The 15,215-nt window shown below is 40.0% G+C and carries 13 protein-coding genes; 4 read left to right on the forward strand and 9 right to left on the reverse strand.

The window, feature by feature from the left end; translation table 11 throughout:
- Positions 1–81: 81 nt before the first annotated feature.
- The 3 genes from ACXAHI_RS10015 to ACXAHI_RS10025 all read right to left on the reverse strand — a co-directional run bounded on the left by ACXAHI_RS10015 (position 82) and on the right by ACXAHI_RS10025 (position 6,800).
- Entirely contained in the window at positions 82–4,242 is a 4,161-nt protein-coding gene (locus tag ACXAHI_RS10015) for a cell wall-binding repeat-containing protein (RefSeq protein ID WP_474847389.1), read from the reverse strand.
- 222 nt (positions 4,243–4,464) lie between these two features.
- Positions 4,465–6,510: a cell wall-binding repeat-containing protein gene (locus tag ACXAHI_RS10020; protein WP_474847391.1), complete on the reverse strand. Its 2,046-nt coding sequence runs from the start codon at positions 6,508–6,510 to the stop codon at positions 4,465–4,467.
- A 77-nt stretch (positions 6,511–6,587) separates the two neighbouring features.
- Positions 6,588–6,800 (reverse strand): hypothetical protein, encoded by a 213-nt coding sequence (locus ACXAHI_RS10025; RefSeq protein ID WP_474810454.1) that lies wholly within the window; start codon positions 6,798–6,800, stop codon positions 6,588–6,590.
- A gap of 203 nt (positions 6,801–7,003) precedes the next feature.
- Here ACXAHI_RS10025 and ACXAHI_RS10030 point away from each other — a divergent pair, with 203 nt between their 5' ends.
- The 3 genes from ACXAHI_RS10030 (at position 7,004) to ACXAHI_RS10040 (ending at position 9,289) form a co-directional block, all read left to right on the forward strand.
- Positions 7,004–8,263 (forward strand): tetratricopeptide repeat protein, encoded by a 1,260-nt coding sequence (locus tag ACXAHI_RS10030; RefSeq protein WP_474847393.1) that lies wholly within the window; start codon positions 7,004–7,006, stop codon positions 8,261–8,263.
- 15 nt (positions 8,264–8,278) lie between these two features.
- Positions 8,279–8,407 (forward strand): hypothetical protein, encoded by a 129-nt coding sequence (locus ACXAHI_RS10035; protein ID WP_474810450.1) that lies wholly within the window; start codon positions 8,279–8,281, stop codon positions 8,405–8,407.
- Between the two features lie 99 nt (positions 8,408–8,506).
- On the forward strand, positions 8,507–9,289 hold the full coding sequence (locus ACXAHI_RS10040) for an HAD-IIB family hydrolase (RefSeq protein WP_474847395.1): 783 nt from the start codon (positions 8,507–8,509) through the stop codon (positions 9,287–9,289).
- Positions 9,290–9,311: 22 nt separating this feature from the next.
- Here ACXAHI_RS10040 and ACXAHI_RS10045 read toward each other — a convergent pair whose 3' ends face one another.
- The 6 genes from ACXAHI_RS10045 to ACXAHI_RS10070 all read right to left on the reverse strand — a co-directional run bounded on the left by ACXAHI_RS10045 (position 9,312) and on the right by ACXAHI_RS10070 (position 14,617).
- Positions 9,312–10,304 (reverse strand): Gfo/Idh/MocA family protein, encoded by a 993-nt coding sequence (locus ACXAHI_RS10045; protein ID WP_474847397.1) that lies wholly within the window; start codon positions 10,302–10,304, stop codon positions 9,312–9,314.
- Between the two features lie 214 nt (positions 10,305–10,518).
- Complete coding sequence (locus ACXAHI_RS10050; protein WP_270180138.1) at positions 10,519–10,806, reverse strand: hypothetical protein; 288 nt, start codon at positions 10,804–10,806, stop codon at positions 10,519–10,521.
- Between the two features lie 156 nt (positions 10,807–10,962).
- On the reverse strand, positions 10,963–13,239 hold the full coding sequence (locus tag ACXAHI_RS10055; RefSeq protein WP_474810444.1) for a cell wall-binding repeat-containing protein: 2,277 nt from the start codon (positions 13,237–13,239) through the stop codon (positions 10,963–10,965).
- Positions 13,240–13,407: 168 nt separating this feature from the next.
- A complete protein-coding gene (locus tag ACXAHI_RS10060) occupies positions 13,408–13,893 on the reverse strand; it encodes a VanZ family protein (RefSeq protein ID WP_474810442.1) in 486 nt (161 codons plus the stop codon).
- A gap of 59 nt (positions 13,894–13,952) precedes the next feature.
- The gene (locus tag ACXAHI_RS10065) at positions 13,953–14,405 is read right to left on the reverse strand and encodes an SRPBCC family protein (RefSeq protein ID WP_474810441.1); all 453 of its coding nucleotides are present in this window, start codon (positions 14,403–14,405) and stop codon (positions 13,953–13,955) included.
- A gap of 77 nt (positions 14,406–14,482) precedes the next feature.
- Positions 14,483–14,617 (reverse strand): hypothetical protein, encoded by a 135-nt coding sequence (locus ACXAHI_RS10070; protein ID WP_270180142.1) that lies wholly within the window; start codon positions 14,615–14,617, stop codon positions 14,483–14,485.
- Between the two features lie 169 nt (positions 14,618–14,786).
- On the opposite strand from ACXAHI_RS10070, the gene ACXAHI_RS10075 reads away from it, so the two are divergent.
- Positions 14,787–14,951 carry a hypothetical protein gene (locus ACXAHI_RS10075; protein ID WP_270180143.1) on the forward strand — a complete coding sequence of 55 codons (165 nt, stop codon included), beginning with the start codon at positions 14,787–14,789 and terminating at the stop codon, positions 14,949–14,951.
- The last annotated feature ends 264 nt before the right edge of the window (positions 14,952–15,215 follow it).

A 15,215-nucleotide genomic window follows, 5' to 3' on the forward strand; every position in this document is an offset into this window, starting at 1 on the left:
AATTGTTCTTCTTTGTTTAAACTAGTCGAAAACAAAAAGATGCTACCGATCTGTGATCGGTAGCATCTCAAGTAATCAACATTACTTCACTAGCTTTTGTAGCTCGTCTTTCGTCATTTCGCTAACTGCGCCATTTCCACCTAGTACTTTTACAGAAGTAATATCATTCGTGTAAAGGTACTTCGTTAGGAATGATTCAACTTCACCTGGAACATCATTTTTCTGTACCAGGATCATCGTTCCGTTGTTCATTGTTACAAGTGGAGCTGAAGCAAGAGCATCAGGGAACGTCTGTCCGCTTGCTACATAAAGTGTATCAGTAGAATCTGCGAACATCGTCTGAACTGCTGCAAGCGTTCCATAACGATTCTTACCTTTCAGACGTTCAGTACTGGAAGCAATCTTTTCAACTTCTTCGAACACATTGTCAGAAATTGCGCCTGTACCACCTAGAACATATACATTTTCACCAGCGAGAACTTCTTTTGCTTCCTTCGTTAACTTCTTACCATCCGTTAGTACGATTGGCATTCCATTTTCACCAGCTACACTTGCAGCACTTAGCGCGTCTGCATAGGTCATGCCAGTTGCAAGGAAGACACCATTACCAGCAAATTCAAGTTCACTCTGTAAGTGGTCGACAATCTTAATGTTTGTGTCGAATCGACTCTTACCAGAAAGTCGTTCAACATTCTTCGCACTCATTCCAAGTTCAGCAAGTTGTACAACTACGTCATCAGAAACTACACCAGTTCCACCAACGATAATTGCATTTTCTGCACCCAGACGAGAAATTTCAACTTTCACTTGATCGGAAAGCTTTCCTTTTGGTCCTGCAAGTAAGATTGGAGCACCGTAAGCAGATGCTAGAGGTCCTACAGACAGGGCATCAGGGAAGTCATAGCCAGTTGTGATCACAACTGTTTTGCTATCATCTTCTCCGAATCCATTTGGATACATTTCCTTTGAAGTCGCAATTGCAGTACCTTCACGGTCTTTACCTTTGATGACATCGACTACGCCACCATCAACAGATACTGGTAGGATTGAAAGGACTTCACCTGTGTCAGCATCTTTTAAGAATACACCAGCAGTGTAATCGCCAGATTTATCAGGTGCAGTGATCTTCACATCTGTTTTAAGAGACTTTCCTACTCCAAGATCAAACGTCTTATCTGTTGCTTTTAGTTCGCCTTCACCTTTGACGCCAGGGCTTGTTACTTTTTGTTCAGTAACTGCAAAATCTACTTTAGTTGCTTTACCATTAACAGTAGAGTAACCATAAACTGCTGCAACATATTTGCCATCTTCTAGGTTCTTTAGTTTTACCCCTTCGTCAGAAGAAGCTGAACCAGAACTAGCAATCATGACAAATCCTTCTTCAGTGACCTTATAAAACTCTAAGTCTACATCATCTCCCGGATCAGCAGGATTTGTAGTAGTAACTTCTAGAGAAATATTGTTTTCAAGGTCAAGCTCTTGCAAATAATAATTTTGTAGTGGAACATCTACACGTTTCTTCATGGTTTCAGCCTTGCTGAAATCACCAGTTTCCAATACTACTTTCTTAGAAGTAGACATGTAGTTTTCAAACATTACTTCTTTTGTTGTTTCAAAACCAGCAGGTGTTTGACCAAGGTCAATTTGTCCTGGGGATTTTACGACACCTTGAACAAATGCTTCAAAGTTGAATTTGTTCATTTCTTTGCCTTCTTCAGGTCCAAATGTACCGTAGATCGCAACTTCCCATACTCCTGATTTAGGGCTTTCAAATACGTTTTCTTCAACTGGCAATCCGCCATTACCGTAACCAGCGTACCCCTGATAGCTACTTACTTCAGTACCGTTCGGATCAAAGACGATCATACGAACGCGACCCTGGTATTCACCGTTTTCTTGTAATGCTTCAAGTGCAAAACGAAGTTCTTCCATACCTGGCTTTACATCAAAGTAATAGTGCTTCGTTTGAGAAGCTTGTACTTCGTTTTCGTCACTAAAGCGATACTTGTTATCTGAAGTAAACTGTTCACCCATAATAATTGTTTGGTGAGATCTAGCTTCTACGTAGCTTGTGGAAGAATCATCGATCACTAACGTACCTTCATTTCTTCCAACTTCAAGCTGAGATTTATCATATGTTACTGTGATTGCTTCACTCTTGCCAGGCTCTAACGTGATTGATTTCTTAGAAGGAGTAAACCAGCTTTCAGATGGAGTGATTGAGAGCGTTTTCTTCTCATCTGTTGGGTTCTCAATTAAAACATCAACCTTCTCAGGAACCTCCTGATTTCTTACGTAAAGTCCTGCACCACCAGAAACTTTTTCACCGTGGTAGACTTTAACATTTACTTCTTTTAAATCATTAACAAAGTTTTTCTTTAAGTATTCAAATGCAGCAGGTACGTCGATTAATCCAGCACCTTGTTGTGTACGTTTGTAACCATCAAGTGGCTTAGCTGTTTGAATCAACGCTTCGCGTGCAGTTTCATAATCGAATGGAACACGATCTTTAAGAGATGCTTGTTTTAATAGCGCTAGAGCACCAGCTACATAAGGAGCTGACATACTAGTACCTTGAAGAACTGCATAATTACCTAATTGAGCAGGGTAAGCTGCAAACGCTGCACCAGGTGCTACGATATCAGGTTTTTGCATTCCGTCTTCACGAGGACCGTTAGACGAGAAGTACCAAAGACCATCTCCTTCTTTCGGAGATCCATCTTCATTCTTACCGTATGGATATGCACCATATTCTGTTGCCCACATCGTTTCGTCTATGTGTGCTCCTACTGAAACAGAAGCTGTACTTGTTCCAGGTGATCCTACAGTATCTGCTCCTGGACCAGAGTTACCAGCAGACATCGAGAAGATCGTACCGAATTCTTCAGATAGGATGTTCGCTAGTTGGTCATCTGAGTCTGTACCATCATTCAAATCTGGCAATGAACCAAGACTCATATTAACGACATCCGTTTCAAATCCACCCATAGATTCAGGAAGTGCAGCATCAACCATTGCGGACATAATGCTGTAGCTTGAAGCTCCACCTTCTGCCTTAAATACTTTAAGACCCACAAGCTCAGCACCTGGAGCAACACCATCTTTAGAAACTGCACCTAAAGAGTTTGTGCGTGCAGGACCGTCTGCTGCTGTAATACCAGAAACGTGAGTTCCGTGTCCGTTAACATCGAAGAAAATGTTAGCAAATTGACCTTCAGGATCGAGAGAGTTAACACGGAAGTTAGCCCCTACAAGATTGTCATCTGGATTTACATCGAACGTACCAGCTTCGTTGTTTTTGTATGGCATTTCGTCAGAGAAGTCTTTATCGTTATCATTATCGATGTAAACCTTGTCATCAACCATCAATACGCCGTACGCGTCAGCATCGTTACCTGGTTCGTCTTTATTATGATCTTCTGTCATTTCGCCATCAGCATTCATGTCACCAGAGTTATAATCTGGTGCAAGCATACCAAAATGGTATTTATCATCAGAAGCATCGATTCCTGCTGTTACATATGTATCACCATCAGCAGTGAAAGAAGCGCCCTCATCGAACGTTTGATCAAAAATAACGTCACCTTCAGCTAGAGGTATTTCAGAATCTCGCTCGCGTGTCTGGTCACCAATCGTATAATCGCGAACCCCTACGATTTTTGACTTCCCATAATAGCCATCTTTTAAAGTAGCTGTAAACGCTTCATGACCTGGATCTGGACCAGAGTCAATGATTCCTACTCTTATGCCGGAACCATCATATTTGTTATGAAATTCATCTACACCAGTCGCACCGTGAGTTTCCTCAGTTTGCGGACCATCCACTTCTCCACCTAGTTCATTAACTGGTTTGATATCTGGATCGTCGAATGTTTTTTCAAGTTCTACTGTTCCATTCTTACCTAGTGACGCTACATCTTTCATGTTATAAACATCCATAACTTTCGATGTAGGCATTTCTGTTAAGTAAATAAAGTTCTTATGGTTGTCCTTTACTTTGACACCCAACTTCTTTAGTTGAGAGCTAATATCTTTCTTCCCTTTTGTAACAACGATTAGTTCTTGAGATTGCTCACCACTTAGTGCAAGAGCAGAAATCTCTTGAGATATGGGTGCCTTAAACTTCTTCGTCTCTTGTAATGCTGCATCAGCCACTTCCGGATTGTATCCGACGCTCGCAAAAGATGAGGCGATCAAAGATGCCCCAGCAACGACGGAAAGAACTTTGTTCTTGAATGTCATGTATAAATTTCCCCCTAAGTTAGTTTAAAAAATCCCTCTTCATCCGACCCTCCCCCGTTAGATATTTAAAAAATTTCTGTATTTTCAGTTTACTGGTAACATTACAAACCGTCAACAAAAAATTGTATAAAATTACAAGAATTTTAAATAATATAACAATATGGTTGAGAATATTCTCTAATTCTACTAACCCACAAAAAAAAGCCTCGAAATTAATCGAAGCTAATAGAGAAGGCGATGATCAATGGTCCAAGCAAGCTCAACAGAAATAGCGCCGTAGCCACCTAAAATGTTATACGAATGTGCTCCTCTGTTTCTTAAATAAGTCAACTCTTGTGAGACCTCCGGAAGTAACTTATCTGGATGCGTTAGCATGATCGGGCTATCTTTTTTTGAAGCGAGTGCTCCTCCAACAAGAGCATCCGGGAAGTTTGTACCTGTTGCAATATAAATATGTTCTAGATTTGAAGAATTGAATCTCTTAATCACTTGGTAGTTTGTTTCATAACGATCTTTTCCACTAATTCTTGTAGTAGGAACGCCGAGTGAGTTAGTAGTTTGACTTGTAATGACCCCTTCTCCACCGATCGTATACGAATCAGTTATACGATTGTCTTTGATATAGGATGCCACTTCGGCTGGGACTTTGTTTTTTTGAACGAATAAAACCGGGGTTTGCATCTTTCCTGCATAAGGAGCAATCGAAAGGGCGTCTGGAAAATTCTCACCAGATGCAATCATCGCTTCGTCGGTTTCAAATGGGATCGCCTCGTTTATTGCAACTGACGTTTCATAACGGTCTTTTCCAGATAATCGAATCGTCTGCAGCCCATTTTCAACCAATTGGCCTTCAATTTTATTTGAAACTGCACCACTTCCTCCTACGATGACGACATGCGTAATACCAAGTCTCATCAGCTCCTCTTTATTCGCAGCGGATAGGGAGTCTTTTTGCTGCAAAAGGATAGGAGCATCAAGGTACGTTGATAGTGGTGAAGCTGCCAGACTGTCCGGGAACGTCAAACCGCTCGCTAATATGGCAAACTTCCCCTTTAGATTTGTGCCATCCAACACGACTTCTTTTTCATTTAGCTCTGGCCAACCATTCTGTGAAACAGCAATCGCCGTTTCCACTGCATTTTCACCATACAACCGATTTTTATTTTTCACACTATTTATGGCCCCTACTACATTGAGCCTTCCAGTGCCAAGCTCATTTAAATTCTCGATTGGATCCGTCGTAGAAATTAGGATACTCCGAACCTGGTCTGCTGTTAAAAAGGGAGCATGTTGCATCATCATTCCAGCAGCTGAACTTACAAGAGCTGAAGACATGCTCGTCCCAGTCGAATAGTTGTACCCATCTAACCACGTGCTATAAATATCCGTTCCTGGGGTATTGATATCAATGTCTTCACTATAATTCGAGTAAGCGCCCTTCTCATCCGTTCCAGTATTCGTAGCACCGACTGCAATCGTAGATTCATATGCTGCGGGATATCTCACTTTGTTTAGGTTGTCGTTACCTGCTGCAGCTACAACGAGAACCCCGTTCTTGGAAGCTTTATCGATTACGTCCTCCATAGACTTCAAGTTACTATATGAACCGAGACTGAGGTTGATAATGTCTGCACCGTGGCTCATCGCGTACTCGATGCCTTCGACTACCGCAGACATCTGTCCAACGTTGCCATCCATCACCTTGATCGGCATAATCTTAACACCTTTTGAGATAGATGCGATGCCAATTCCATTACCAGTAGTTGCACCTATAAGTCCAGAAACGTGAGTGCCGTGACCTTCATTATCCTGAGGAGTCTTTCCTTTTGAATGGAGGTTGATCCCCTTAACTAAGTTCCCTTTTAAATCGGGATGATCAAGATCTACCCCTGTATCGAGAACAGCTACAACCACATCATCCTTCTGGATGTATGTATTCCATGCATCGGTTGTTGAAACTTCTGATAAATAACCTCTTTGCTTATTAAATTCAGGATCATTTGAATTCATCAGGTAGACTGGGGCATCTTCTTCAACATAGTCAACATTTGGAGCATTTTCTAGCTCTTTCATCACGCTGTTCTTTTGAGACTTTGTTGTCTCTATTACTTCAAAGCTGCTCTTACTAGATTGTGTTCTTACTACTTCATCAGATTCATTGTACTTCACGATTATTTTCACGGTTTCTTCAGCGTTTACTTGGTGGGTAGATATGATAAATAAGCTGAGGATAAAAGCCATAAACGTTATCTTATAGATTGCCTTCAATTCTTTTCCCCCTAATGCATTGTAGTAATAGAATAAGGAAATCGAGTAAGAATTGAAAGAGTTTTACGACAAATAGTTTAAATGTCACATACTGGTGATTCTTGAGAGTGAGGAGCTTTGGCACAATCATAAATGGGTCTGTGGGATGAGATTTCGAGAAGAAGTGCATCATATGAGGATTGGAGCTTGGAGTGTTTGGCTTCCAAAAGGCTTTGTTCTTTTCGTAATGAACCGATGATCTGTATCAAACTAGCGACTAACGTTTCCATGTTCTTTATCCTTTCTTCCATATTTAACCTCCTTTTGTATGTTATAGTTTATATATAGCATACTATCAGAATCTTTGCACAAGAGAATATTGGGAAACCTAGTAACAAAATGGGACATTTATCACCGTTTTTCTCACCATATTTCCCAACCTTAAATCTATTTTCATTTATTAAAATTTTTAGTAAACTGTAATAGAATAGTTCTAGGAGAAAGGAAGCATCTCATGATTGGGGCAAAAATCCGTTATTTCAGACAAATGAAAGGGATCACGCAAGAACAGCTTGCTTCAGGTATTTGTTCGATCCCCTATCTAAGCAAAATTGAACATGGACTAGCACAGCCGAGTGAGGAATTAGTCGAGCATTTATGTAAAGAATTGGGTGTATCTCTTGAACAGGTTGATGATGAAGATAAGATCAATCGATTACACAACGACTTGGATACCTGGTATAAAGAAATGCGCCTACGTAACTTTGATGAAGTAACGTTGCTCAAAAAGCGGATCGAAGAAGAGATTGAGGGAGTAGAAGATCCAGATATGCTAACAAAATACCTCCTTCTCACCTTCAGATACCACATCCTTCTTAGGGAAGCAGATAAAGCGAACGATATTTTGGAAAAACTATACCATGTTCAAGAAAGATTGTCTGAAGATCTTGAGTACTTTTACTACTATTTCCTTGGACTATATTACTACCAAAATCGTAAATACAAGGAAGCGAATGAACAGTACACTAAAGCGTACAAGCTTCTTACTTCCATGAAAACGAATAATGCTGAGTTAGCTGAATTCTATTATCAGCAAGCACTCGTTCACAATCGAATCAGTCAAATCACACTGTCAAATAACCTTGCAACGAAATGCCTAGACCTCTTTAATAAGGAGTATAACTTCAAGCGAGCGGCTGATACTGAGATCTTACTCGGTGTAAACAATCGCGTTATACTAAATTATGGAGAAGCTGAGCATCATTTCCAAAATGCACTAAAGTATGCTGAATCATTCAATGATAAACGCTTAAAAAGCATTATTTATCACGACTTAGGTTATGTCTATTCATTCCTAAATAATTCTGAAAAGGCGTTGCAGTACTATCAATCTGGACTTCAAAATAATGAAGAACATGAAATTGAAGATCGTTCTAAAACAATGTTTTTAATTGCATCAGAGTATTACAAGATAAATGATTATAAGCTAGCTCGCCATTGGATTGAAGAAGGAATGAAGCTAGTAACCAAAACTGAGTATCTTGAGTATATCTATCATTTTAGACTCCTTGAATTGAAGTTGACTGATAGCAGCAATAATCCTGAAGAGCTACTAAAGGACGCTGTAAATTACTTTGAAACAAAAAACTATTGGATTCATGTGTCACATTATGGAGAAATGCTGGCAGATTACTATTTTAATAGTGGTCAATATAAAAACTCCAGCTTTTACTTTAGACTAGCCAATGATGCTAGAAAAAAAATTATGAATTAGAAAGGGAGAAGATGTATGAAAAAGTTTATCGTTAATATGTTATTAGTAGCTAGTGTTGGTAGTATTGCGTTGATGAGTGACCACGATAAGGTACCTGATTCTAAAGACCATACACCAGAAGTAAAAACTGAAGTAATCGCATAATCTCATAACCTGACGCAAACTGCGTCAGGTTATTTATTTGCTCTACTTTTAAAATTAGCTATACTAAACAGTATCTATTAGATAAGGAGCGTGCTACTGATGGCATTTTATATGTTCGACGTTGATGGCGTGTTAACCGACGAAAATGCAAAGCCAGACGAAGATGCAGTAAAGTTAGTGGAAGATCTTGCGAAAGAAGGAAACATCGTCTCTTTCGTGACAGGTCGTTCTCGAGGGTGGCTTTCAGAAAACTTGTTTCCACTTCTCAGTAACGATGTCGATTGGTCCACCCTATATTGTGTAGCCGAGCATGGAGCGATCAAAGGTCGAGGCACCGATATTTCTTCCTGGAGCTTAGATACTACTTATGTTATCGATGACGAGGTAAAACAGTTGCTATACGATGTAAGCAAGCATTCCGAATTCCAAGGGCTTATCGAATGGGATGATACAAAAGAATCGATGGGTACGGTTGAGGCTGTTCACGGAGAACCTGGTGATCGAGAACATCTTAGGAATACAAGAAAAGCCCTACAAGATTACGCTTCGAAGATTGAATCAATCTCTAAAGACTCTGGAAATAAAACCGTTGTCTCTACGTATGGTGTTGATGTTATTCACCCTGATCTATCAAAGAAAATTGGCGCTGAGTGGATTATTTCTGAAGTGAAGCACAAGGAACATAATAAGGTACTGGTTTTTGGAGATAGCACTGGGGATATGGTCATGGGAGTAACTGCGCGTGAACAGAAGTATGAAGACATCACATTCCATTGGGTTGGTGAAGGAAACGCACCTGAAGAAGACAGAATTTTAACTGTTTCTAGTTCAGCATCATTTTCTAAAGGAACAAAAGAGCTTTTAAAAAAGCACACTGGCTAATAAAGGCCAGTGTGCTTTTCGTTTATCGAATGTCGATCGGACGATTTTGTTCCAGTGATTCGTAAGAGGCTTCGATGACTTTTAAGTTATTTACGGTCAGTTCACCGGAGTAGAAAGGGCGTTTACGATCCATCGCACACTCTGCAAAATGCTCGACCATCAACGTGTACTGTTCACCATCGATCGGTTCGAATCTCGTTTCCCCTTCACTGTTAGTTATCTCGACCACTCCCTTAGCATTAGGTGCATCAGGACGGTATGCGAACGGCACTTTAATACTTCCCTTCGTGCCGAATACTTCATATACATTGTTCATTTGACGCTCAAAACTACAATCAAATGAGGCGGAAACGCCATTTGGAAATGTAAGGATACCATTCGCTGACAGGTCTACCCCTACGTTTTCAGAAACGTTCCCTTCAACAAACACTCTTGTCGGCTCACTTCCGAGAATATGACGAGAGGAGTGGATACAATAACAACCAACGTCCCAGATACTTCCACCGCCAAGTTCTCTATTCAACCTTATGTTTTCAGGGCGGTCTCCAAGATAGAAAGAGAACGTTGAACGCATATGCTTCACATCACCGATTTCTCCAGAAGCAATCACATCACGCACCTTATCATGCTGTGGGTGAAACTGATACATAAAGGCTTCCATAAACGTAACGCCGTTTTCTTCACACGCTCGAACCATTTCTTCAGCATCTTGTGCTGTAATCGCTGCAGGCTTTTCACACAACACATGCTTACCTTTTTTCGCTGCTTCGATCGTCCATTTCTTGTGGAGAGTATTTGGAAGAGGAATATAAACAGCATCGATCGTTTCATCATCAAGCATCTCTTCATAGGTGTCATGATACCTTTCGATTTCCATCTCTTCTGCGAACGCCTTCGCTTTCCCACTTCCACTCGCAACACTCACTACTTGAACATTTTTTGCAGATTTCATTGCAGGGATCAGAGCTTTTCGGGCAATATTTGCAGTACCCATGATACCAAATCTAATCGTCATCTAACTCTCTCCTTTGTCTCTTGTTTACACGTATAGCTTAGCATACGTGAGCCTGCATTCATTTTAATATGCCTGTAAAATTTTCCTTTACACTACCCCCATCTTGCATCGTCTAAAGTCGAAACATTAAGTAATCCCTTTAATCCCCCCTTTTGATTATAAGGAAAAGTAAGAGCCGCTCTCCATTTGGAGAGCGGCTCTTTGACTATCTTATTTATTTTGAAAAGCGTCTGATCACTTCAATCAATTCCGGACGAATATGTTTTTCGAGATCACTGATTTGAGCTTCATAGCGATACTTCTTTTCGATACGATGCTGATGTTTGCTATTCTCAAGCATCCAGTGCAGCCACTCATCGTCTCCCGTTTCAGAAAAAGACTTGCCTTCACTGCGCTCATCAAATAAGTCGGATAACAACTGACCTAGTTTCTTTTCAGGATGTTGACGCCAATACGTTCGCAAAGCATCACATACAATTTCGATCTCCTGTTTATCGTGCATCGAATCACGTCCTTAGAGGTGAGGCTTATTTGTGTACCTGATTACTTTATTCATAGATTCATACCAAATATCTTCTAAAAAGCATAACACATAAACCGTGAAATTACACTTCGATAGAACAAATCCCACCTTCTTAATAGAAAGTGGGACATTCTCTTAATTTAAACTTTTCTCAATCGATTCTACCGTGCTGTTAGAAATTGCACCCTTACCTCCGAGCAAGTAAACATTTGTTGAATGACTACCCTTCAAATAGCTGTCTACTGATTTTGGCAACGTATCTTTTTGCGTCAAAAGAACAGGTGCTTGCATAGCCGCTGCTAAAGATGAACCAGGCAATGCATCGATAAACACATCTCCATTAGCAAAGAAGACATTTGAAGCTGCAAAATCATACGTCTTTGCGATTTCAACACTTGTTTCATAACGGTCTTTTCCACTTACGCGATCTATCGTAAGACCGTCTTCTTTCAATTCCGCTTCAATATTGTTGGATATTACACCCTTTCCTCCAATCAATGTAGCTTTTTTAACATTGACGGTTTGAAGGTAGTTATCCGTCGGAGTACTTATTTTACTCTCTGGTGTTAACAAGATTGGAACTTGTGAAGCCGCAGCATAAGAAGCAATCGAAAGTGCATCTGGCGACGAATCATTCCCAGAAGCAAGAATCGCCTGATTATAATTGCCTACTTCCTCTGCAACTTCAACAGCCGTCTCATAGCGATCTTTCCCACTTACGCGTTCAACTTCCTGAACATATGCTTTCCCTTTTAGTGTACCTTCGATGCTCTCAGATACAGCACCAGTTCCACCAAGAATATAGATTTTTTGAGGTTTCAAACGATTCAACTCTGCCTCGACACGTTCGTCAAGTTGAGTAGACGGCGTTAACAATAGAGGTGCATTATATTTCTTCGCTAATACACTTCCTGTAAGTGCATCGATCGCAACATCTCCACGGCCGATTACCGCAACATCTGATTGATTCTTCCAACCGTATTGAGATACAGCAACACTTGTGCCATAGCGATCTAAACCAGAAAGTCTTTCACTCGAAACGACAGTGCCTTCTTGCACTAACTTTGTATCAGTATAGTAGAAATCAAGAATTTGATCGTACGTACGCCCTTCTTTGGACTGCTGATATGCACCGTATTGACTCATACCGATACCGTGTCCGAATCCGCTGCCATAAACGGTGAAAGAATCAGCTTTGTTATCGATTTTCTTAACGTAAGGGCCTTTCATGATCGACGTACCGATCATAAATCTAATGTTGTAGGATGTATCATTGATTTCCTTTGTATGTTCTTTTATTTTACCATCTTCCATTACAAACCCATCTTCTTGTTTGATGAAATAGCTAAATGATAGGCTTCCTTTCAAAACATCGTTGGAATTGAATGGAGGAAGTGTAAATGAAATATCGTTGATCTTCGTAATCTTTATCTCGTCTTTGGAGTTAAATCCATATTTGCTTACGAGTCTACTTTTGATCGTTTGAATTTCTGTTGTATCCGTACCTAATTCAGTAACATTATCCCACCATGACTCAGGCTTTTTTAAGTCCAATTTAGTAGTGTCGATTTGCTCTTTCCCTAGTGTGTAGCTCCACAAATCTGAAGAAGTAGTGATTTTCTCATCGTACGGATCTTCTTTACCTTGAAGATAAGGGACTAGTGCACTTCCCCATGCATTTGTATTGGACAGCACTCTCCCACCATTACTTGATGAGTAAAACGCACCGATGTAATCTAATTCACCTTTACTATTTGCGTATTTCAGTACTTTCCCAGCTGTCTCATCAACCGCTCGATTCGTCGTGTCATACCAGTGCATCCCTTTATACACCTGACTCATCGTAGTATCAGTAAACGGATATCGATCTGGGTTTGCTTCTTGATTGAGCATATCTACTTTAGCAAAAGTTCTGGCTGCAACTGCCTGCGCTTTAAGGGCTTCTTGACCGCCATGATCACCCCAATAAGGCATCATTTCACTCGGTACGACTCCCTTAAGATAATCCTCCATCGGCAACGTGTTGATCGGACGAATATAGTTTCCTTCAACAGTCATCTCAATCTCACCAAGATAGCTTTTATCCCCGAGTTCTATGTAACTATCTTTCGCACCTGTGATAGTAGGAACCAACGTCATGCTATCGCCAAAATTCCCAAGCTTCGAGTTCCCTTTGTACAAAACAACATCACCGGATTCTGCTTTTACCTTAAACTGATTACCATCATTACTTTGAATGTTGATTTCACTACCATCTACATGGTAGCTACCATTCACATTGAAGGAAACTTCTGTTTTGTTTTTAATGAAGTTTACTAGTCTCACAGAAACGTGGTCCTCTGCTGCCTCGACATGTTGAACCGACAACGAAAGTGCTAAAATGCCTGCTAAAAGTGATGTGAATACTTTCAAATCCCTTTTCCCCCTAAGTAATTTGTCGGAAAATAAATTTTTCCCTTTTACAACACTTTAGCATAATTTCGACATATTGAATGGTAAAAATGACAAATCTTACATAAATAACATAGAAATACCTATAAGGCGATCCCTTATAGGTTCTTTTTTACTATAAAAGTTTCTCTAACCAACTATTTTTCCCTTCACCTTAGGTACATTGCTGTGACTACCTATCAATAAGAGAAATAGTATGACCCCAAAACATCCACCAGCGATGTCCACAAAGACATCCATAAGTAATGAGCTCCTTTCTGGGAGGAATGCTTGTACCATTTCATCCATTGCCCCAAGAGCACCTATACTGGCTAATACCAAAGAGATTTTAACGACATATGGCCTTACTTGAAAAACAATCATTAAGAAAATTGCCAGAAAGCTATACATAACAAAATGACCTGCTTTTCTAATGAGGAAATTCACCATGCCGTCTTGACCATTCCTCTCGAGGCTCATTTCGAGAGGCCCATAGTGAATTATTTCAGGTAAAAATCTGCTAGTGGAGAAGTGTTCAGCTAGAGGATATTGAAGAACAGCAGCTGTAATAATTGCCATCCCCATTACAATGTAAGATAAAAACAAGATTGAACAAATCGTACTCAAGATTTTCATAGAAATATTCCTCACTCCCCTTAATCGTTACGATTATTGCCAGGAGAAGTGAGTACTATTCAACTTGATTCAGCGATTTCTTTAAGAGCTGAAGCTCTAGTATGAAGAAAGCGGTGCATATATCGTTTGAGGAAAAGTACGTTCGCAATGGACCCCACTAGTCCAAAAGGGGCTTTATAAATAAACTGGTCAATCATTAACGTTACGCCGTCAAATTCTTCAAACCTATGTGTATGTATAAACGAATGAAAAGCTCCAGACACCATCTCATCAATAAACCAATCTGGTCTATTCATTGCAGTGATTTGAGCAGTCAACGTTTGCTTCACTCCCAGATGAGTTGCTTCCCACGTTACATAATCACCAACTTCTAATAGTCCTTCCGTTACGCCAGCAACCGCTTTTTCATCTGTCCCTTTTGCGCTCTTTGTATGAACATCGACGTTTCTTGCAAGATCAAAGCACCTCTCGATCGGAGCTTCAATGAATGTTTCTAGATAAATGACCGGCATTCTCCTACCCCTTTACAACACTAAGTTCGTGAAGATTAATATTGCTTGAATTTTTTAACCGAGTAGAGGAAAGTCCTCTACTCTTCTAATTTTGGTGCAGTGACTTCTTTATGTTTACTTCTCTTATATTCTCCCTCAGGGTTTGGAAGGCTTTCAGTCGGAGTTTGATTATTCGTGATCGCAGCATTTTTCTGAGCTTTTCTTTTCTTCATATCGTTACCTCCTTTTTCTTTGTCATAGTTTAAACTCACACAACAAATTCATGTACAAAAATAATTTTTTATAATATTCAGACATACACACCCTTAAACTCTCTCGATGTGTTCGAAGTAGTAACATGAGGAGAGTTTCGCCATAAAACATCCAAAAGGGGGAAAGGTCATGAAAGATTCATTTCTACTGCTTGCCTCACTATCTGAAAGAAGATACGAAGAATTGGTACTTGAATTTGAAAACAAGCTTGACCGTCGCCTCTCAGAAAATGAAAGGGATTTCATTGAGTTCTTAGTAGAGCGTGAACTAACCGAAGAACAGCGAATGATCTGATCCGTACATGTTTTTCACCCCTTTATAACATGTGAACGATTAATACGACCTGTATTTTGTTACCTTCTCCGCATCCTTAATAGGAATAACGAAGCGTTTTTTCACTCTTCCTAAACTTGGGAAACGTATTATGATTCTTGGGGTTAATAGATTATGAAAAAAACAATTTTCCCAATATACAGGTCTATTGGATTACGTTATACTATTATTGAGGTCAAATTTCGACAAATTTTATTTTTTCAGGTCTTCACAGTAACCGTCATA

Source organism: Anaerobacillus sp. ABD4_527 (genome assembly GCF_056160805.1).

What these genes read in the sequence shown, in the direction of transcription:
- ACXAHI_RS10030 (WP_474847393.1), top strand. Translation starts at nt 7,004, where the DNA reads ATGATTGGGGCAAAAATCCGTTATTTCAGACAAATGAAAGGGATCACG.
- ACXAHI_RS10045 (WP_474847397.1), bottom strand. Translation starts at nt 10,304, where the DNA reads ATGACGATTAGATTTGGTATCATGGGTACTGCAAATATTGCCCGAAAA.
- ACXAHI_RS10050 (WP_270180138.1), bottom strand. Translation starts at nt 10,806, where the DNA reads ATGCACGATAAACAGGAGATCGAAATTGTATGTGATGCTTTGCGAACG.
- ACXAHI_RS10040 (WP_474847395.1), top strand. Translation starts at nt 8,507, where the DNA reads ATGGCATTTTATATGTTCGACGTTGATGGCGTGTTAACCGACGAAAAT.
- ACXAHI_RS10025 (WP_474810454.1), bottom strand. Translation starts at nt 6,800, where the DNA reads ATGGAAGAAAGGATAAAGAACATGGAAACGTTAGTCGCTAGTTTGATA.
- ACXAHI_RS10075 (WP_270180143.1), top strand. Translation starts at nt 14,787, where the DNA reads ATGAAAGATTCATTTCTACTGCTTGCCTCACTATCTGAAAGAAGATAC.
- ACXAHI_RS10035 (WP_474810450.1), top strand. Translation starts at nt 8,279, where the DNA reads ATGAAAAAGTTTATCGTTAATATGTTATTAGTAGCTAGTGTTGGTAGT.
- ACXAHI_RS10065 (WP_474810441.1), bottom strand. Translation starts at nt 14,405, where the DNA reads ATGCCGGTCATTTATCTAGAAACATTCATTGAAGCTCCGATCGAGAGG.
- ACXAHI_RS10015 (WP_474847389.1), bottom strand. Translation starts at nt 4,242, where the DNA reads ATGACATTCAAGAACAAAGTTCTTTCCGTCGTTGCTGGGGCATCTTTG.
- ACXAHI_RS10070 (WP_270180142.1), bottom strand. Translation starts at nt 14,617, where the DNA reads ATGAAGAAAAGAAAAGCTCAGAAAAATGCTGCGATCACGAATAATCAA.
- ACXAHI_RS10060 (WP_474810442.1), bottom strand. Translation starts at nt 13,893, where the DNA reads ATGAAAATCTTGAGTACGATTTGTTCAATCTTGTTTTTATCTTACATT.